This is a genomic window from Bacillus sp. EA-CB0995 (genome assembly GCF_055814245.1).
In genome coordinates, this window is sequence record NZ_CP169269.1 from 3,778,067 (window position 1) to 3,796,634 (window position 18,568).

The 18,568-nt window shown below is 37.5% G+C and carries 17 protein-coding genes and 1 pseudogene; 4 read left to right on the plus strand and 14 right to left on the minus strand.

Annotation, left to right across the window (positions count from 1 at the left end; translation table 11 throughout):
• Positions 1–11 precede the first annotated feature (11 nt).
• The 4 genes from glpK to ACEWFJ_RS19460 form a co-directional block, all read right to left on the minus strand.
• Complete coding sequence (gene glpK, locus ACEWFJ_RS19445) at positions 12–1,502, minus strand: glycerol kinase GlpK (RefSeq protein ID WP_473689591.1); 1,491 nt, start codon at positions 1,500–1,502, stop codon at positions 12–14.
• Between the two features lie 13 nt (positions 1,503–1,515).
• Positions 1,516–2,337, minus strand: coding sequence for an MIP/aquaporin family protein (locus tag ACEWFJ_RS19450; protein ID WP_098305947.1), 822 nt, complete (start codon positions 2,335–2,337; stop codon positions 1,516–1,518).
• Between the two features lie 217 nt (positions 2,338–2,554).
• Positions 2,555–3,115: a glycerol-3-phosphate responsive antiterminator gene (locus ACEWFJ_RS19455; protein WP_473689592.1), complete on the minus strand. Its 561-nt coding sequence runs from the start codon at positions 3,113–3,115 to the stop codon at positions 2,555–2,557.
• A 412-nt stretch (positions 3,116–3,527) separates the two neighbouring features.
• Positions 3,528–3,959: a VOC family protein gene (locus ACEWFJ_RS19460; protein WP_473689593.1), complete on the minus strand. Its 432-nt coding sequence runs from the start codon at positions 3,957–3,959 to the stop codon at positions 3,528–3,530.
• 288 nt (positions 3,960–4,247) lie between these two features.
• On the opposite strand from ACEWFJ_RS19460, the gene ACEWFJ_RS19465 reads away from it, so the two are divergent.
• Together ACEWFJ_RS19465 and ACEWFJ_RS19470 are read left to right on the plus strand one after the other, a co-directional pair.
• Entirely contained in the window at positions 4,248–4,628 is a 381-nt protein-coding gene (locus ACEWFJ_RS19465; protein ID WP_473689594.1) for a hypothetical protein, read from the plus strand.
• Between the two features lie 112 nt (positions 4,629–4,740).
• Positions 4,741–5,166 (plus strand): VOC family protein, encoded by a 426-nt coding sequence (locus ACEWFJ_RS19470; protein ID WP_473689595.1) that lies wholly within the window; start codon positions 4,741–4,743, stop codon positions 5,164–5,166.
• A 130-nt stretch (positions 5,167–5,296) separates the two neighbouring features.
• Here ACEWFJ_RS19470 and ACEWFJ_RS19475 read toward each other — a convergent pair whose 3' ends face one another.
• Entirely contained in the window at positions 5,297–6,928 is a 1,632-nt protein-coding gene (locus ACEWFJ_RS19475; protein WP_473689596.1) for an FAD-dependent oxidoreductase, read from the minus strand.
• A 614-nt stretch (positions 6,929–7,542) separates the two neighbouring features.
• Between ACEWFJ_RS19475 and ACEWFJ_RS19480 the strand changes: the two genes are divergently transcribed.
• Complete coding sequence (locus ACEWFJ_RS19480; protein WP_473689597.1) at positions 7,543–8,415, plus strand: YitT family protein; 873 nt, start codon at positions 7,543–7,545, stop codon at positions 8,413–8,415.
• Between the two features lie 172 nt (positions 8,416–8,587).
• On the opposite strand, the gene ACEWFJ_RS19485 is transcribed toward ACEWFJ_RS19480, so the two are convergent.
• The 6 genes and pseudogenes from ACEWFJ_RS19485 to ACEWFJ_RS19510 all read right to left on the minus strand — a co-directional run bounded on the left by ACEWFJ_RS19485 (position 8,588) and on the right by ACEWFJ_RS19510 (position 14,096).
• The gene (locus tag ACEWFJ_RS19485; protein WP_473689598.1) at positions 8,588–9,541 is read right to left on the minus strand and encodes an esterase-like activity of phytase family protein; all 954 of its coding nucleotides are present in this window, start codon (positions 9,539–9,541) and stop codon (positions 8,588–8,590) included.
• Positions 9,538–9,834: a hypothetical protein gene (locus tag ACEWFJ_RS19490; protein WP_473689600.1), complete on the minus strand. Its 297-nt coding sequence runs from the start codon at positions 9,832–9,834 to the stop codon at positions 9,538–9,540. Before ACEWFJ_RS19490 ends, ACEWFJ_RS19485 begins: the two co-directional genes overlap by 4 nt.
• 313 nt (positions 9,835–10,147) lie before the next feature.
• The gene (locus ACEWFJ_RS19495; RefSeq protein WP_473689601.1) at positions 10,148–11,467 is read right to left on the minus strand and encodes an MFS transporter; all 1,320 of its coding nucleotides are present in this window, start codon (positions 11,465–11,467) and stop codon (positions 10,148–10,150) included.
• Between the two features lie 21 nt (positions 11,468–11,488).
• Positions 11,489–12,673 carry an acetyl-CoA C-acetyltransferase gene (locus tag ACEWFJ_RS19500; protein WP_473689602.1) on the minus strand — a complete coding sequence of 395 codons (1,185 nt, stop codon included), beginning with the start codon at positions 12,671–12,673 and terminating at the stop codon, positions 11,489–11,491.
• 91 nt (positions 12,674–12,764) lie between these two features.
• Positions 12,765–13,427 carry a 3-oxoacid CoA-transferase subunit B gene (locus ACEWFJ_RS19505; protein WP_473689603.1) on the minus strand — a complete coding sequence of 221 codons (663 nt, stop codon included), beginning with the start codon at positions 13,425–13,427 and terminating at the stop codon, positions 12,765–12,767.
• Positions 13,411–14,096, minus strand: a pseudogene (locus ACEWFJ_RS19510) (CoA transferase subunit A). Before ACEWFJ_RS19510 ends, ACEWFJ_RS19505 begins: the two are co-directional and overlap by 17 nt.
• 257 nt (positions 14,097–14,353) lie before the next feature.
• On the opposite strand from ACEWFJ_RS19510, the gene ACEWFJ_RS19515 reads away from it, so the two are divergent.
• A complete protein-coding gene (locus ACEWFJ_RS19515; protein ID WP_473692600.1) occupies positions 14,354–14,908 on the plus strand; it encodes a TetR/AcrR family transcriptional regulator in 555 nt (184 codons plus the stop codon).
• A gap of 454 nt (positions 14,909–15,362) precedes the next feature.
• Here ACEWFJ_RS19515 and ACEWFJ_RS19520 read toward each other — a convergent pair whose 3' ends face one another.
• From ACEWFJ_RS19520 to ACEWFJ_RS19530, 3 genes are all read right to left on the minus strand, one after another.
• Positions 15,363–15,578, minus strand: a complete 216-nt coding sequence (locus ACEWFJ_RS19520) for an ATP-binding cassette domain-containing protein (protein ID WP_473689604.1) — start codon at positions 15,576–15,578, stop codon at positions 15,363–15,365.
• Positions 15,579–15,705: 127 nt separating this feature from the next.
• Positions 15,706–15,906 (minus strand): sporulation YhaL family protein, encoded by a 201-nt coding sequence (locus ACEWFJ_RS19525; RefSeq protein WP_098305920.1) that lies wholly within the window; start codon positions 15,904–15,906, stop codon positions 15,706–15,708.
• Between the two features lie 96 nt (positions 15,907–16,002).
• Positions 16,003–18,396 carry an immune inhibitor A domain-containing protein gene (locus tag ACEWFJ_RS19530; RefSeq protein ID WP_473689605.1) on the minus strand — a complete coding sequence of 798 codons (2,394 nt, stop codon included), beginning with the start codon at positions 18,394–18,396 and terminating at the stop codon, positions 16,003–16,005.
• Between the last annotated feature and the right edge of the window lie 172 nt (positions 18,397–18,568).

The following is an 18,568-nucleotide window of genomic DNA, read 5'->3' on the forward strand; positions in this document are numbered from 1 at the left end:
ACTGTTTATAATTATTTAAAAGCTTTCGTTGCTTCAATTGCTTTTTTCCAGCCAGCATATAGCTCTTCACTTGTACCCGCTTCCATTGCTGGTGCAAAGCTCTTATCCATATTCCACTGTGCTGCGATTTCCTTTTGATCTTTCCAATACCCAACTGCAAGACCCGCTAAATATGCTGCTCCTAAAGCTGTTGTTTCGTTTACTTCTGGACGCTCTACTGGCACGCCTAAAATATCACCTTGGAACTGCATTAAGAAGTTATTTTTCACTGCGCCGCCATCTACACGTAATGTTTTTAACTCAATACCAGAATCAGCTTCCATCGCACATAATACATCTTTTGTTTGATATGCTAACGATTCAAGCGTTGCACGTACAAAATGTTCTTTCGTCGTACCGCGTGTTAAACCGAATACAGCGCCGCGTACTTCACTATCCCAATATGGTGTTCCAAGTCCAACAAATGCCGGTACAACATATACACCTTCTGTTGACGCAACGCGAGTCGCATACGCTTCACTGTCACTTGCATCCTTGAACATACGCAGTCCATCGCGCAGCCACTGAATTGCAGAACCTGCTACGAAAATACTACCTTCTAATGCGTATTCTACTTTCCCGTTTAGGCCCCATGCAATTGTTGTTAATAAGCCATGCTCAGATGCTACTGCTTTTTCACCTGTGTTCATTAACATAAAGCAGCCTGTTCCGTACGTATTTTTCGCCATACCTTCACTGAAGCAAGCTTGGCCAAATAATGCCGCTTGTTGGTCACCTGCAATACCTGCAATCGGTACATTTTGACCGAAGAAATGATAGTCAACTGTATGACCGTATACTTCAGAAGATGGACGTACTTCTGGAAGCATGCTTGCTGGTACTGTTAACATTTCAAGAAGCTCTTCGTCCCATTTTAATTCATGAATGTTATACATTAATGTACGAGATGCATTGGAATAATCTGTTACGTGAACGTTACCACCAGATAGTTTCCATACAAGCCACGTATCAATTGTTCCGAATAATAATTCACTGCGCTCTGCTTTCTCTCTTGCACCTTCTACGTTATCTAAAATCCATTTTACTTTTGTACCAGAGAAATATGCGTCAATTAAAAGACCTGTTTTTTCACGAACCATATCGTTATAGCCTTTTTCTTTTAGCTCGTCACAAATGTCAGCTGTTTGGCGGGATTGCCATACAATTGCATTGTATACAGGTTTTCCTGTTTCTTTTTCCCATACAACTGTTGTTTCACGTTGGTTTGTAATCCCGATACTCGCAATTTGCTCTGGTTTTACGTTTGCTTCACTTAAACAACTTGCAATAACCGCTAAAATTGATCCCCAAATTTCTTGCGGATTATGCTCAACCCAACCTGGCTTTGGAAAATGTTGTGTAAATTCTTTTTGCGCAACATGTACAATTTTACCTTCTTTATTAAAAAGAATCGCACGTGAACTTGTTGTTCCTTGGTCTAATGAAAGAATAAACTTTTCCATATGTATTTCCCCCTTATGCTACTTTTCTACTATTTGTATTTTTTCCGCTCTGTTTACTTGTCATATAAGAGATTGCTAGAACAATCACTGTTACAATTACTACATAGATAAGTGCTGAGTTTTGCTTTCCTTCAAATACAACTTGATGGAATAGTCCTGCTAATGATCCGCCTAAAATCGGTCCTACAACTGGAATCCATGCGTATTTCCAGTTCGATCCGCCTTTTCCCGGAATCGGTAGAAGGAAGTGTGCAATACGAGGTCCTAAGTCACGTGCTGGATTGATTGCGTAACCAGTTGTTCCTCCTAATGATAAACCAATACTTACAATTAAGAAACCTACGACAAATGGATTTAAACCATCCGCAAATTTATTTGCTCCAATTGCTAAAATACCAAGTACTAAAATAAAAGTTCCAATAATTTCACTTAAAAGGTTTGCAAATGTATTTGGAATTGCCGGTCCTGTTGCAAATACGCCTAGCTTTGTGCCTGCATCTTCTGTTTCTTTCCAATGTGGTAAGTAATGTAAATATACAATAACTGCCCCAATCATTGCCCCCAGCATTTGTGCTGCGATATAACCTGGTACGTCACTCCAAGGAAATGCTCCTTTAAACGCAAGTCCAATTGTTACCGCTGGATTTAAATGCGCTCCGCTAATTGATCCAACTGCATAAGCAGCTATTGAAACTGCTAAGCCCCATCCCATCGTAATAACGATCCATCCTGAATTTTGCGCAAACGATTTCTTTAAACTTACACCAGCACAAACACCGCCGCCAAGAATGATTAGTATTGCTGTCCCTATTAACTCCCCTAAAAATGGTGACATATAACCCCTCCATAATCAAATTAAAACGCTTTCAGTGAAAGAGGAAAATTGAATGGCCATTCTTTTTTTTCAAAAGAAAAATCCACAAGTACACGTTTCTATAGAAACATAGAAACAATGAAATGTGGATCTCTTCTTTTCTCCGTCACGTTTATTAACTTGTTTATAATGTTAACCGCAATTGAAAGCGGTGTCAATTAAATTTTCCACATTTTTGTCACTTTTTATGAAAATGTTTCCATAACTCTTTTTTCGATGTTGTAATCGCTGTTGCACCAGCTTCTAAAGCTCTTTCCACATCATCAACTGTACGTATAAATCCACCTGCTAAAATAGATAATCCGGTCCGTTCTTTCATTTCTGCAATCACGTCCGTTAAAGCTCCCGGCAGCACTTCAATGTAATCCGGCTTTGTCTTTTCTAAAAGAGCACAACTTTTTTCCATTGCACTAGAGTCAATTAAGAAAACGCGTTGAATCGCAACGACACCTTTTTGCTTCGCTTTCATAATTACGCTTGATTTCGTAGATAGCACACCATATGGACGAAACTCCTGGCATACATATTCTGTTGCATACGCATCACTTTGCAAGCCATGAATTAAATCAACATGTAAAAAGACTTTCTTACCATGCTGCTTCGCTAACGCCACGACACTTTTCAACTGACCGACATGAATATCTAAAATTACAATATATTCATACGGACTATGTAACAACTTTTCTAAATCCTTGATTTGCCGAACAGCTGGTAATATTTTTTGTTCATGAAATTCCATTCGAAAATCCCCTTCTATTATGTCTTTCTATCTCTTATAGTACACAAATTAAGGAAAAAGAAAAGATAGTCCACTGTCTTTTTACGTGTCCGCAAAAATATCGGCGTTATTTGCGATACATCGGTGGAAGTGGTGCATTTATCGGCGTTATTTGTAATATATCGGCGCTTCGACAGAATATAAAGTGAAACTTCCATCAGTGATGCTTTTCTCACTGATGGAAAGCTCTCACCAATCGGGCTTTTACGGGCAGTTTTCTTCCCCGCACTTCTCCAGCCTTTACTGCCCGTTAATGCGGGATAAAGACGTTTCAATGATGTTCGACATGCGAGTAGTCGGGCCACTGAAACTGGGTCATATCAAAAAAATAAAAGGAGCTGACTTTTTGCAGTCAGCTCCCTTCTTATATGAATTATTGTTGGCAAGCAGCCGTTGAAACTTGCCATTGTACACCGAATTTATCTTTCACTTGGCCGTATAATGGGCTCCAGAAAGTTTCTTGAAGCGGCATTACGACTTGACCGCCGTCTTGTAATTTTGCAAATACTTCTTTTGCTTTTTCTTCACCTTGTATATGAATTGCTATAGTCACTTGCGATCCAACAACTTCGTCCGGCTGACCTGGGAACGTATCAGAAATCATCAGATCCGTATTCCCAATTTTTAAATGTGCATGTAACACACGATCTTTTGCCTCAGCAGGCATCGGGTATTCCGGATTTTCTGGCATTTCTCCAAACGTTTGAAGCATTTCAACCTTTGCATCCAATGCATTTTCATAAAACTTAACCGCTTCTTGTCCATTACCATTCGTCACTAAATACGGGTTAATACCTAAAATCATCACAAACACCTCTTTCTAAAATGTTTAGTAGTCATAAACATATGTAACCACAAAACAAAAACAGAACATATGTTTCTATTTTATTTTATCATATATTACTTGTTTATGGAACTCTTTTACTTCATTTGTGCAATAAAAAAAATCGACACTTCCTATGAGGGATTTAGCCTTAACGTACAAAATTCGCAAAATAATTCTTGAAGTATGGCATCCTTTCGCTTACACATGAAAGTGTTCTAAAGGGGGAAATGCCTGAAATATAAATATAATGAAAAGGAGTGAGAGAATATGGATGCAAGCACCTTTTTAGGACTGTTTTGGGGATGGGTGACGGTTATCGTATCAGGAATACTTTTCATACGTCCATCAGTACTACGTGAACTGAAAAAATTAGTAGTCGAAGACAGAGGGTTTGGGATTATGTATGGCTTTCTATCGATTTTTTTAGGGTTAGGCACTGTTATCCTGCATAATGTATGGGCATTCAACTGGCAGGGATTCATCACACTCATTGGATGGCTCGCGCTATTAAAAGGAATTTACGTAATTGCATATCCTGAACCATCCAAGAAAACCGACTTCGAAGTACGGATACTATCTACGCGTATAACACTTGCTATCCTTGGTGCTTTGGCTCTATGGATGCTTATAGTAATCTATATGAAATAATCTGTAATTCGAAATAGGTCTCAGTAGATTCATTAAAATCGGGGTAGCCGCCGGAAAAAATATGCTTAACCGCATTTTTCTGACACTACCCCGTTTAAAAGGAGATGAGTAGATGAAGCTGAATCATTTGAATTTATGTGTTGATGATTTATCGGCAGCGAGAGCTTTTTTTGAAACATTTTTTGATTTTCAATGTTTAGAAGAGAAAGGAAAAGCTCTTGTAGTGATGAGTGATAATGATGGATTTATTCTTGTATTAAGTGATCCAAAAGCGTTTAAAGGTGGAAAAGATGCGGCATACCCAGAAGCTTTTCATATTGGTTTTTTAGTAGAAGAACCAAATGAAGTTGATCAAGTATATAATCGCTTAATAGAGGGAGGTATTGAAATAGATAAAGAACCTTATAAGATGAGGGGTAGTAGTTATGGCTTCTACTTTACAGTATTTAATGGATTGTTGATTGAGGTTTCTTGTCTTGATTATAAAGACGGTAAAAGAATCTCAAAACCTAATGTTACTAAAGATTCTAAACGTTAATGAACTACCGGATGCTTTATATAAAAAAAGGCTCTCTAAATCTAAAGAGCCTTTACTAGTTAATTAGTATTTTATTTCTTCATCGTAATAGTAGTTCAGTACCTAAAGACTTTAAATACAGCACTCAAAATTATTTCTCATTTAAAGATGAATTGCATAATAGGCAATTCATCACCTCTTCAAGTACTAAGTCAGGGGTTAATACTCCTTCTTCTGTACGCCAGCCAATACATCCATCTGGTCTTACGAGTACAGCCCCTTTAGGATTTATTCCATATAGCATGCCAAAAATGTTGTCCTGATCAACAAAATCTCCTTTTGGACAAACACGGTACACATTAATGCTCGTTCCTAAATGGGAAGCAACAGTATGTGCCGCCGTTGACCAAGAGTTATGTTCTGAACCAGTAAATAGTACAAAGTCTCTCCCCAGTAAATCAAGTATGGAAATACGCTTTCCTTCATAAGTACCCCACATATGCGGAGCGCGTGTTCCTGGCCTTCCGCCAAGCTCTAAAAGATCCATCCTATGTGAAGTTGTATCTTGATCGATAATTGCTGCCGAACGGTATTTGTAACCTACAGTAACAGCTAGGCTATCCATGTTATTCAGATTATCATCTTCTTTATTCGCAGCACGGAGCAATATACTGCTTGCGTAATCCGTAGTTAATTGTACAACGGGATGCCTTTCCTCATGGTAGGTTTCCAGTAATTTCGAATTCGCTTGATGATGTATAACAGCAGCTAATTTCCAAGCTAAATTGTGAGCATCCTGAATACCTGTATTTGAACCAAATCCTCCCGTAGGCGGCATAAGATGAGCAGCATCACCAGCTAAAAAAACTCGATTATCCTGAAAACGTACCGCTGTACTTTCTGTCGCTTCCCAAGGTGAAATGCTTAGTATTTTCACATTAAGATTTGGTATCCCAATGGCTTTTTGAACAATTTTTTGACAACGCTCTGCAGAAAAATCTTCAGGTGTTTCTCCTTTTAAAGGATTATAGGCAACATGATAAATCCACCGATCGTTATTATTGACTGGAATAAGTGCACCTAAAACTTCAGGGTGTAAAATCATAGAGAAACCAAAGGCATCTCCTTTTATGAGATCGCTCAAATCCGCTTGAAAGTAAATGTTTATATAATGGCCTCCGATATTACCACGACCAGTAGTTGGAATGTCTGCATGTTTACGTATAGAACTTTTGGCACCATCTGCTGCAATTAAATAATCACTATGAATCATCTGTTCTTCCTTAGTTTCACGATCTCGTACAATAGCGGTTACTCCTATATCATCCTGCTTGTAAGAAACAAGTTCATGATTAAACCACAGCTTCCCGCCTAATTTTTGGGCCTCTTGCAGCAACATCGGTTCTAAATCGATTTGATAACAAGCTGTTACCTTTGACGGACTAATCTTTCTAATTATTTCGGACATACTTTCATCATTGGCCTGAGCTATTCTAGCCCTTTTTAACTCTTCAGGGTCTGCTTCAGCCATTGTATTTACAGCAATCCTTCCACGGCAATTCTCTAGTGACTCTCCTGCAGCGCGAATGTTTTTTTCTAATCCTAATTCTCGGAATAATTCCATCGTACGAAAAGTAATGCCCCCTGCCTTCGGATGAATAGCAGTCGTAGCATGCCTTTCAATAAGTAAATAATCGACTTTATGACGCGCAAGAAATAATGCAGAAGTTAGACCTGTCAAACCTCCTCCAATAATTAAAACTGGAACGTGATTAGATCTCATGTATATGCCCCTTTCATATAGTACTTACATCATTTCCACTGAGCTCAGTAGTCTAAATATAATAAGGAAATTCAGAAAAATATAGACTTATTTTTCAAAATTATTTATCATATAGATAGAGTACGCCCCAAAATATATTAAGATATATGTAATAAGGGTAGTAATAAAAGTCCTTCAAGCTGGACATTCAAGAAGAAAAGCTGAAATATCTTATTTTGATTAAAATAAGATATTTCAGCTTTTCTTTTTTATAAGCAGTGAAACTTCCATCAGTGGAAGTTTTCTTCATCCCCCACCTATCTTCTTCGCTTTCTCTGCATCTTGAGGTGAGGGTCCTACTGCCCGCGGGATAAACTCATCGATATAATCCCCGTGATGAAAGATTAAATAAAAAAAGCATGTTTTGAAAAAAATGTTTTATTAAATAAAAGCTTAAAAGAAAATTGGATATCTTTTTTACATTTTAGAAGAGATTGTTAAAATTTCTATATAAAGGGGCCGTGTCAAGAAGTATTTTGACGATAATATGTTAGAATAGTTATTAGGAATGAGTCTAACTCATAAAAAAATGTGTAGGAACGAAAAGAGAACATAGTTTGAAATGGAGGAATTATATGAGTATAAGCAAAAAACGCAAGCCCAATAAACTAAAAATCGTTTTTCGAGTATTAATGATTATTATTGGGGCATTTATAACAGCATATGGACTAGAATCGGTATTAATCCCAAACAACGTTTCAGACGGTGGTGTGACGGGTTTAAGTATTGTTAGCTCAGAACTACTTGGATTACCATTAGGACTTCTAATTGCAATTATTAACATCCCTTTTGTTTGGTTAGGGTATAAGCAAATTGGTAAAAATTTTGCTATTTATTCGATTATCGGTATTGCTTCACTAGCAATCGGTACTATTCTTATGCACAACGTACGAACTATTATTCACGGTGATACATTGTTAGTTACCGTTGTTGGTGGGATTATCATCGGTTTTGGTATGGGGTTAGCATTGCGTAATGGCGGCGCATTAGATGGAATTGATATGTTGGCCGTATTACTTTCTCGAAAATTACCTTTTGGGACAAGTGACCTCATCTTATTTTTAAACATGTTTATCTTTATTGTTGTCTCAACAGTATTTGGTCTTGAAGGGGCTATTCTTTCAGCAATTGCTTACTTTATTGCTTCTAAAGTAATTCACATCGTTGAAGTAGGTTTAAGTGGTTCTAAAACATTTAAAATTATCACAAAGGAACCTAAATTAATGGTAGAGACAATTCGAGAACGCTTAGGTCGAAGTGCAACTTATAATGAAGTTTACGGCGGTTATTCACATGAAAAATTTAAAGAAATCACTTGTGTCATTAACCGTTTAGAAGAAAGTAAAATGAAAGAAATCATACATGAAATTGATGAAAATGCCTTTGTTACGGTATATGACGTAGCAGAAGTAAAGGGCGGTAATTTCAGAAAACATGATATTCATTAATTATAACTTAGAAAGTTTTAATATAGTTTCACAAAAAATCACCTTTTAGTTTAACTAAAAGGTGATTTTTATACTGGATTTTTATCCCGCATTAACGGGCAGTAAGGGCTCGATTGGTTCAACTAACCATCAGTGGGGGATGAAAAAAATCGACATCTATTTATGTAAACCGTCATTTTTTGATAGGTGCCTTTTTTGACAATACTTCAAATGCTAAGAATTGTGTTACCTGGCTAGAGTTGAAATTATTATCTGAAACTAGTACAAGACTGTCGTTCCCGTTTGCAAGTTTAGGGCCCCAAGAAATGCCTTCGATATTGTCAAGCTTAGATAAACCTAATGTGTTCAAATCAAGAATCAGACGCTTTTTAACAGACTTAAATTTGCCTTCTTGTAACGAATCTATATTACTAATATCACTAGCTCCGTTAAGATCAATCTCATAAATACGAATATAGTTTTTAAAAGTTCCATCTGCACCTTGTACACCAGAACGTTCAACTGTTAATAACTCGTGGTTGTTTACCGCGAGAATCTCTGACACGCCATTATCTGCGTATTTACCAGGCGCTGGCGTTGCTGGAATTGGATCAACAGGGTATGCGTACTGTCCTAGTACATTCCCTTTACGATCGTATTGAGTGATCCGTGAAAGTGCCCCGGAGTTTGGAGTAGGTATAGGCCCGTCCTGATATAATGGACCTTCCATTGCAACCCATAGCGACTTACCGTCGGGTGCAAACGTAGAACCTTCAAAACTCAGGTTATTACGTGCTCCAGTCTCTTGTGTTGGTGATACTTTAAATATTTCTGGCAAAGGAAATGTAGATAAGTATTGTCCATCACGAGTGGCATGTTTCACGAACGGATTTAAGCCAAGAGAACGATCACCCTCACTCGCATACCAAATACTCCCATCTAGAGGGTCAATGTTTATGGATTCAAAATCGGGAACTTCTCCACCATGAGTGGTGTATTGTGTTTGATTGGGATAAACGCTTCCATCAGCTTGCTTTAAAAAATTCACTCCGGTCAATTGAATAGACTGAAAACCTTGAATATTATAGTCGAGCCTAGCATTATAAAAACGCGCAGGATTATAACTTGATCTGTCGTCGCTTATCATAACCCATGTGTTACTTTTAGAATCGTACCTAAGTCCTGAAAGACCACCCACAGTAGTTCCTTCAAAATTCTCATTGAACGGAATTTTTTCTCTCCAATAAACCTTAGACTCTTAACGGAACGTTTTTCGTTTACGTTGTTTACACCATCCCTTTTCTCGCTAGAATGGTCATCATTTTCCTGTGATACATTTTGCTCAGCAGCATGAATAGTAATAGGTGATAAAGCTAGACAAGCACTTAATGCAGCAACACTTAAAACGTTAAAATACTTAGGTAACTTAAATTTTTTCATAATACTCTCCCTCTCCTATGTTTATTTTTATACAGCCCCATTTCCTTCATACAAAATTACCCCTCTAAAATAACACCCAGATATGAATTTCCATTTAAGAGACTATTAAAAAAATGTAAAGCATTGTCAAAATTTTAAATAACTTAAATATATTTACCGTAGTTAAAGGGAGCATCAGTTACTGATGCTCCCTTTTTGGTGATGAACATTATTTAACATCTTAATAATTCTCACGGGGGGTGCTTGGTGACATCTTGTTTATGGTACACAGCTCCGTTTTACTAAAGATTAGCGTCCCTTTAAATATTATCCGTTATGATTGAGTAACAATTGGCTGTGTTTCTTTGACAGTGTCCACACTATTATTACTTGTCAATTTTAATGTAATTAATGTGAAAAGGCCGATTATTAGTAATCCTGATAAAATAAACATTCCAAGGGTAAATGCTACAGATCCAAGAATCATCGGTCCTACAAATCCGCCTAATGCCGCAAATGAATTGACTAAAGCAATACCAACAGGTGCAGTAGACTCGGTGAAGAAAAATGTCATGTAGGCAAAGAAACATCCAGTAAATCCATATAATCCGGCAGATGTAATTGTTAACATAAGTACCATCATAAAGACGTTTTCTGAAAAGCCACATCCGATAAAGCCCAATACTGCGATAATAAAGCAAACAATTAAATGTTGTTTGTACGCATTCGTTCGATCCGAATACCATCCGACAAATATAATAGCCGGAATACCTACTAATGAAGGAATCATGGCTAACCAACCTATTTCTAAGTTGGTCGTGGCATTTTCTGATAAGGATTTAATGATGGTTGGCATCCAGAATGACAAGCCATAGATACCTGTATAAACAGCAAAATATAGCATAGATAACTTCCAAACCTTTGAATCCTTCAGCATGTCTAGTTTTGAGACTTTATTTACTTTTGAACTTGCTTGCCGTTCAGCACTCAATTCGCCCTCCAGCCAATCTCTTTCTTCCTTCGATAGCCATTTTGCTTTTGCAGGTCTATTTGTTAAGAAGAAAATAGTAAGAACACCTAAGATAATGGCCGGGATGCCCTCAAGGATAAACATCCATCTCCATCCTGACATATTGAGCCAAGATATGTTATCAATAATCCACGTTGACACTGGTGCGCCGATTAGGCCGCCTATCGGTAAAGCCAGCAGTAATGCAGCTGTTGCTCGTCCTCTTTCACGGGCTCTAAACCAATAAGTTAAATACAAAACAATTCCAGGAAAAAATCCGGCTTCAGCAATACCTAATAGAAAACGCAGGGTGTATAAATGTGTCGTCGTTTGCGCGAAACCAGTTAAGATTACTATAATTCCCCATGAAAGCATAATCCGGGCAATCCAAATGCGCGCCCCGACTTTATGCATAATCATGTTACTTGGGACTTCAAAAAAGAAATAGCCAATAAAGAAAATACCGGAAAGAAGACCAAAAACTTCAGCAGATAAAGCTAATTCTGCATTCATTTGTAAAGCAGCATAGCCTAAGTTTACCCGGTCTAAGTAAGCAACAACATATAGAATTAATATAGTTGGAAGAATGCGTTTCATCGTTTTACGGATTGTACTTTCTTCTATAGCCTTAATATTCTGATTCATCAAATCCCCCTATCTGTTTCATCAGCTTTGTACATTTTCTAAAATAATGGCAATGCCTTGTCCGCCGCCAACACAAAGCGAAGCTAATCCATATTTAACGTTTCTTTTCCTCATTTCAAGTGCTAAAGAATAGGTAATTCTAGCACCGCTTGCGCCTACAGGATGGCCTAATGCAACAGCCCCTCCGTTCACATTCACCTTTTCCTTATCGACACCTAACTCTTTAATTACAGCAATAGATTGTGAAGCAAATGCCTCATTAAATTCGAACAAACCAATATCCTCTAAGCTTAAACCAGCCTTTTCTAATGCTTTTTTGCTTGCTGGTACGGGACCAATACCCATAATGCTCGGGTCAACTCCTGCAACGCCCCATGTTACAATTTTCGCAAGCGGCTTTAAGTTATGTTCACTCACATACTCCTCAGATGCGACTAACACAGCAGCTGCACCATCATTAATGCCGCTCGCGTTCCCTGGTGTAACAGTCCCATTCTTTTTAAAAGCGGGCTTCAATTTTGCTAAACCTTCTACAGATGCACCTTCACGAATATGCTCATCCGTATCAAAAATGACTTCCTTGCCTTTTCTGCCTTTTAACTTAACCGGAACAATTTCCTCTGCAAAACGGCCGCTATCTCTTGCTGCAATGGCCTTTTCTTGTGATTCCACAGAAAACTGATCCTGCTCTTCTCGGGAAATTGAATATTTTTCAGCTAAGTTTTCAGCTGTCATCCCCATTCCACAGCCAACGTAGTTATCTGTTAATGTTTCCCATAACATATCATCAACTTTTGGTGCTTTATTTGGTGAGCCGAAGCGCGTGCCTCTTAATACATGCGGTGATAAGCTCATATTTTCGGTTCCTCCAGCGACAACTACTTTTGCATCCCCAGAAGCAATGGACTGTGCGGCAGATACGATAGACTGCATGCCCGAACCGCATAATCTATTAAGTGTAAGCGCAGATGATGACTCTGCCATGCCGCTTTTTAAACCGATATGTCTGGCTAAATAAGCAGAGCTGCTGCTTGTATGAATAATATTTCCAAATATGATTTCATCTACATTAGAAGCTTGAATTCCGCTTCTTTTCAATGCCTCTTCCGTTGCTGCTACACCCAAATCGACATCGGTCACATCTTTTAATGCCCCGCCAAAAGTACCAAAGGCTGTTCTTGCTCCGTCAACAATATAAGTTGCCATTCTTTTTCCTCCTCTTTTTTTATTACATGCCGCCTGCTGCACCTGTCACAATAACTGTTCTTTGCTTGTCCCATGTGTTGCCCTTCATTCTTCACTTATTACTTACGAGTGTTAAATCATTCAAATACTCTAAATCAAAACCAACCTTTTCACTTAATTCTTGTATTGAAATCTCTTCCATCATTTCTACAACTTTTACGCCTTTATCCGTAAATTTAAAAACAGCGTAATCGGAAACAAATAAATCTACTTTTCGAATTCCGCTAGTTTTATATGATAATTCCTTGACTAATTTAGACGTTCCATCCTTTGCAAACAAGGTAGCTGCGACAATAACCTTTTTTGCTCCTGTCACCAAATCCATCGCTCCACCAACGCCTAAAATCGGCTGATTCGGAACGGCCCAGTTGGCAATTTCACCATGAACATCCACCTGAAGCGTGCCTAAAACCGCTACGTCAATATGACCACCTCTAATCAAAGCAAAAGAATCAGAACTATTAAAAAATGATGCACCTTTCAAATAGGTAACCGGTTCTTTTCCTGCATTAATTAAATCAATATCTAAATTTTCCTCTGCAGGAGAAGGTCCCATACCTAACAATCCATTCTCAGATTGTAAATAAACCTCTTTATCACCTAAATAGGAAGCAACCAAAGTAGGAATTCCAACTCCTAAGTTAACAATCTGTCCATCTTCTAATTCTTCGGCAATTCTCTTAGCAATAATTTGTCTTTTATCTTGACTCAACATAATCACTCCCTATCTTTGAATATTTGCTTTGGATGACATAATCCACATACGCATGAGGCGTCACAACAAGTTCCGGGTCCAGCTCACCAACTTCAACAATTTCATTAACTTCGGCAATGACTATTTTTCCAGCTGTAGCCATCATAGGGTTAAAGTTTCTAGCTGTCGTATGGTACACTAAATTTCCAATTCGATCTGCTTTATCCGCCTTTATAATAGCAACATCACCTTTAATAGCCTTTTCAAAAATGTATCTCTCTCCATCAATTTCTCTTTCCTCTTTGCCCTTGCTTAATTCAGTACCAACGGCGGTTCTTGTGTAAAAACCACCTATTCCGGCACCACCGCAGCGAATTGCTTCAGCTAATGTACCTTGAGGCAGCAAATCGATTTCAAGCTCGCCTTTAGACCAGGCTATTACCGCTTCTTTATTAATGGAAAAAAGGAGCCAATTGCTTTTTTGATTTTTCCCTGCATGAATACTTTATGTAATCCTTGTCCAAGATCCCCTAAATTATTACTAACAATCGTTAAATCACGAATATCTGTTTCTAATAGTTCATCAATGATCGTTAAAGGTGTACCTGATAAGCCAAAGCCTCCTGTTAAAATTACATCGCCACTCTTGAAATACTTTCTTATTTCACTAGACTCAATGACTTTATCCATTATTTCCCCTCCACTTCTTTATAAAGCGCTTTCTTTTTCGGTTAGAATAAAATAAAATAAGAAATCGTTGTGATAGTCGAAATCTATGAGGTAGACTTGAATAAAACATCAACTTGTTAACTAGACTGCAGTCTGTTTATAATTAGACCGTAGTCTGATTTTATAAAAATATAAATATTCTGTCAATTTATTTCCGGAGGATTTTTCATGCTAGAATCAAAAAAAAGCAGCGCAGAGGAGAAGTAACACGCGATAAAATTTTAAAAACAGCTTTAAAACTTTTTAGCCAAAAGGGTTATGACAAAGTAACAGTCGACGAAATCGTGAAAAAAACCGGCACTTCAAAAGGTTCATTTTACCAACACTTTTCGGCTAAATCGGACATATTTTTAGAGAGATTCACAGAAGTCGACAATTATTATTTAGAAGTTTTCCATTCTTTCCCGAAAGATATGGACCCATTTGAAAAACTATTTATTTTCACTCAGAAATTATTGCGCTTTCTAGAAGAAGAAATGGGTAAAGATCTTATGAAAGTCATTTATAGTTCTGCTCTAAATTCAAAAGAACACACTTACTTTTTAAATTCAAACCGTTCACTCTTTCAAATCATCTTTACACTACTTGAAGAAGCTAAGGACCAAGGATCCATTGGCACTGACCAATGTGTAGAAGTCATTTCTACAATGGTCACACAAAGCCTAATGGGAATCATCTATCACTGGGGTATACACGACTCTGACCAAAGTCTAGAGTCATTATCAATACCGCTGATTAAAACAATCCTTGAGGGATTGAATATGAAGAACTAAAACAAATTTAGAGGCCATCCGCGAGAAGATTTTTGTAGAATTGGACTTATGATGGGTACACAATAAGAAGACCGTTCTCATGCGAGAACAGTTTTCTTATATATGGAGGAGCTATAGCAGCCCTTTCACTCGTAAGTTTATTAAGCATTATTTGGTTATATGTTCAAGGTGAAGCAAGCGAGAGTTTGAGTAAATTTGCTCTTGATGTTCTTTGTGGATTTCCAGCTACTGCTGTTTTATTACTTATCGTTTATCTATTATTAAAGAATACAATAAACCTATATGCATGTATTTTTATTGGCATAAGTGGCTGAATATTTTTTTAATCATTAAACAGAACCTAATTAATTTTGTAAAAACAAATTTTCTTAAATGATAGAAGTCTTAAACAACACCTATTGAATTAATAGAGGTTATTCCAGAAAAGGGCGCGATTGTACAATAACAATTAGATTTAAACGACTTTATTGTTGTTTTTTAAGTGCAGTGAAGTAGTCTTCCCCGCTCCATTTGGTCCAACTATTCCGTAGAATGATCCACTTGGTACTATTAAGTCAATATGATTAACTGCAATAGACTCGCCGAATCGTTTATACAGATTAAGAAGCTGTAGCGCTGGAGAGGATTCATCAAATGTGGATTCCAATGATATTGATTTAGAGCTTTTCATAACCCTAGTTCCTCCTTCAGGATTTTATCCCGCATTAACAGGTATCAGAATTGTAAAAATCGCAGATATATCATAAAAAAAGGATGGCAACCGTTCATTCGGCTACTCATCCTCTAACATACAACTATTAAAGCAAAACGGAATCCTCATCCTTATCCTGATGACGTCTTTCCCGTTCTTCTGCTAGGCGTCTCATATATATTTCGCCTTCTTTTTCAATAAACTCATTATCAATTTCTTGCTCTTTTTTCGACGTGTATAAGACCATATAACCGCTCACAATAATCCCAATAATAATGAGATAAATCCACCATGGTAAAGTTTCCATTCAAATTCCTTCCTTTCATAAGACAAGCTTTGTTAATTTCACTGTATGAATGAAAGGAAGGTTTTATGACTCTTTTATTTTGAAAGGACCTTCACCTTATCGATGAACCCAAACTGCCCCTGCTGACTTATCATCAGCTTGACCTACTACTTCAATTTTAATTCCAAGATTCGGAAGTTTTCGTCCTGCATCTGGAATTACGCTGTTCATATATGATTTAGAATCATTAAATTTAGACACACCTGGTAATCCTTTATAATCAAAGATTCCGCGCGTTGGTGAATTTACTTTCCATGCTGGCGTTTGATCAAACGAGAACGCAGCATCTGCAATTTGATAACGAGTACTATTTTTCACACTTGGCTGTCCATTTAATGTTCCAATAATCGCTTCTGGATGAGAATCTACTACTCCAAGAAATCCTTCTCCTGGATGCACGCCCACCCAGTTATCTGTAAAGCTTTGATCTGCATACCATACAACAAGTCCTGTATTGTAAACCGGACCGCGTCCATATTGCAGCGCTTCGTCAGAACCTGCATAGTTTCTCCACTCTAAATAATAATTATTTTTCTTCTGCTCAAATCCATCAGAAACAGTAAATCCTTTTACAGTAAAGCTTGGTTGTCCTTCTGCATCATCAGAGAAAACAACTTTATTATCTACCGTTAAAGTAGCATTATCAAGCGCAAATCCTCTGTAAGCTACAGCAACATCTGTTAAATATTCAAATTGCAGTTTTACTTTCTTCCCTTTGAATTGACTTAAATCATAAGACTTGTCAATCCACGTATCATTCGTTGTGTCCATGCCATTCTTTATGTCTTTGTCACCCATTCTATCAATCTTTGTTTTCGTTCCATCTTCCGCAATAGCATATACGTCAAGGAAATCATATTTTGCTTCAAGTTCATAGAATGCTTTATAATCAAATTTCGCATTCGTTGCATTTGTTAAATCAAACACTGGTGTCTCTAATGTTGTATGTATATCATTTCCTTTTGTACTATAATAAAATTTCTTTCCAAAACCAGGTTCAATATTTTTCAAATTTTTATCCGGTAAATTTACACGAATAATTCCTGGACGTTTTGATTTTGTAACACTTTGATCTAAATACGTCGAAAAGCCGATACCTGTACTAAGTTTATCGTAGTTTACCTCTACAATATTTGCCCAGTTCCCTTGCATATTCTTTTGGAAGAACTCTTTGTTTTGCGGAGAGAAACTTGTTGGTTCTGTTCCTGCAATTCTTCCAGCCCAGCTGCCGCCACTCATAATAGACCAAGCTTCAATTGGCTCACCTTGTCCTGAATACTTTGTATCATACTCATCAGGTAAACCTAAGTCATGACCAAATTCATGAGCAAATACACCAACTGCACCGTCTTCAGGCTCGATTGTGTAATCGTATGCCGCCATCTTTCCGCCCCAATTTGGAACAGATGCGTTTGTGCCATCGATTGCGTAAGGTTTTGCACCAAGTTTTGAACGATGAGACCAAATCGCATCATCTTTCAATTTGCCACCGCCAGCTTCTTGTCCAACACCAGCGTGAACAACCATTAAATGATCAATAATTCCATCTGGTTCATTTTTATTACCATCACCGTTGTAATCATACTGATCGTATTGATCAAAATCAGCTAAATTAATTCCTTTTGCTACTGCTGCTTTTAACGCGTCTTTTACTAAATCACGCGGTCCTAAAGGTGCTTTATTATCATGACCACTTCCTGCATCATCACCGTAATCTGCAGCTTTACCTGGAACAGTCAACCATTCCGTTACAGTTCCATCAACTGTATAGCTGCCGCCTGATTGCTCTTCATAATATTGCTTGAATGTTTTAATTTTTGAACCGTTGAATAGTGTAAACTGTTCATCTCCAAACAACATATTTTCATAATGCTCACGATTAAAATCATTCGCATACATATATCCTTGTTCTTGATCAATATTGTTATGTTTAAAATCGCTATACTCTACAAGTAACACAAGAACTTTATCTTTACGAACAGGACCGTTATATTGCGCTTGCTGCGCTGAAGACGTCGGCACTTTACCATTTCCATGTATCTTTCCATTTAATCCAGGTACTTGCCCAGCTAATGGACCATTCTTTGACTGATGCTGGTTCTCTTTCTCTTCCATTTTCGCATCTTTTACTTTTTTCATAAAATCAGTAGCATCCTGAGCAAGGCTGTCTTCTGGCGTTGTTTCCTTTCCAGGATTTTCGCCTTTCTTTTTCTCTACATATTTTTCTACAGCCTTCGACGTTTCTGCTTGTGATGCAGATGGATCAATAACCCCGCGCTGTTTCAAAGCATTTGCCAAACGTTCCTCCGGTATTAAATGCTCATCTACGAAACTAGATGGCTCTGATGATGATTCAGCATAAGCAGCATGACCACCGAAGGCAAACATAGAACTTAGCATAGCCCCTGTCGCCAACACTGAAAAAGTTTTTAATTTTCTGTTCTTTTCCAATGCAATCCCCCTATTGTGTATAAGTTGTCGACTTTTTTGTCGATATTTATATATTATTATCGATTGATGTAATTTTCAATATTTTTGTAATATACAGACTATTTAACGTGATTTATTTTATTATAATAACTTTTCTGCAGTAGAGTTGATCATTTTTTTGTTCTACTTCACT

Coding starts and splice junctions, on each gene's coding strand:
- glpK (WP_473689591.1), bottom strand. CDS start 1,502: ATGGAAAAGTTTATTCTTTCATTAGACCAAGGAACAACAAGTTCACGT.
- ACEWFJ_RS19450 (WP_098305947.1), bottom strand. CDS start 2,337: ATGTCACCATTTTTAGGGGAGTTAATAGGGACAGCAATACTAATCATT.
- ACEWFJ_RS19455 (WP_473689592.1), bottom strand. CDS start 3,115: ATGGAATTTCATGAACAAAAAATATTACCAGCTGTTCGGCAAATCAAG.
- ACEWFJ_RS19460 (WP_473689593.1), bottom strand. CDS start 3,959: ATGATTTTAGGTATTAACCCGTATTTAGTGACGAATGGTAATGGACAA.
- ACEWFJ_RS19465 (WP_473689594.1), top strand. CDS start 4,248: ATGGATGCAAGCACCTTTTTAGGACTGTTTTGGGGATGGGTGACGGTT.
- ACEWFJ_RS19470 (WP_473689595.1), top strand. CDS start 4,741: ATGAAGCTGAATCATTTGAATTTATGTGTTGATGATTTATCGGCAGCG.
- ACEWFJ_RS19475 (WP_473689596.1), bottom strand. CDS start 6,928: ATGAGATCTAATCACGTTCCAGTTTTAATTATTGGAGGAGGTTTGACA.
- ACEWFJ_RS19480 (WP_473689597.1), top strand. CDS start 7,543: ATGAGTATAAGCAAAAAACGCAAGCCCAATAAACTAAAAATCGTTTTT.
- ACEWFJ_RS19485 (WP_473689598.1), bottom strand. CDS start 9,541: ATGATAAGCGACGACAGATCAAGTTATAATCCTGCGCGTTTTTATAAT.
- ACEWFJ_RS19490 (WP_473689600.1), bottom strand. CDS start 9,834: ATGAAAAAATTTAAGTTACCTAAGTATTTTAACGTTTTAAGTGTTGCT.
- ACEWFJ_RS19495 (WP_473689601.1), bottom strand. CDS start 11,467: ATGAATCAGAATATTAAGGCTATAGAAGAAAGTACAATCCGTAAAACG.
- ACEWFJ_RS19500 (WP_473689602.1), bottom strand. CDS start 12,673: ATGGCAACTTATATTGTTGACGGAGCAAGAACAGCCTTTGGTACTTTT.
- ACEWFJ_RS19505 (WP_473689603.1), bottom strand. CDS start 13,427: ATGTTGAGTCAAGATAAAAGACAAATTATTGCTAAGAGAATTGCCGAA.
- ACEWFJ_RS19520 (WP_473689604.1), bottom strand. CDS start 15,578: ATGAAAAGCTCTAAATCAATATCATTGGAATCCACATTTGATGAATCC.
- ACEWFJ_RS19525 (WP_098305920.1), bottom strand. CDS start 15,906: ATGGAAACTTTACCATGGTGGATTTATCTCATTATTATTGGGATTATT.